We start from the raw sequence: 286 nt of genomic DNA, 5'->3' as shown, positions 1-286 counted from the left end.
CCGAGCTTCTGGAAAAGGGCGGGCCGCCGATGTGGGAGAAGTTCATGAACGAATTGCGCCATGAGCATCTCGGCACCCCCCTCGATACAGCGCCCGGCCCCTCTGTCCGTGCAACGCTGCGGGCCGCCTATGAAGCGGTGGTTGCCGAAAAGGCCCTCAACGCCAGCCCAGCCGGCTGACCAACTATTTTCCCCGTTGAAAGGCCGGCTCTGCTACAAGGGACGAAAATCACACGTGATGGGATTGGATAGACTCTTGGTTGAGAACTCTAGGGACACTGCCCGCG

The 286-nt window shown here is 60.5% G+C and carries 1 pseudogene; it reads left to right on the top strand.

Annotated features, from left to right (window positions below):
* Positions 1-179 (top strand): annotated as a pseudogene (locus tag EN846_RS36325) (transcriptional regulator); the annotation flags it as partial.
* Positions 180-286: the final 107 nt, after the last annotated feature.

Origin of the sequence: Mesorhizobium sp. M4B.F.Ca.ET.203.01.1.1 (genome assembly GCF_004791025.1) — a bacterium.
In the GTDB taxonomy this organism is placed as follows: domain Bacteria; phylum Pseudomonadota; class Alphaproteobacteria; order Rhizobiales; family Rhizobiaceae; genus Mesorhizobium; species Mesorhizobium abyssinicae.
The sequence above is the reverse complement of the archived record's forward strand: the minus strand, read 5'-3'. Positions and strand labels throughout refer to the sequence as shown.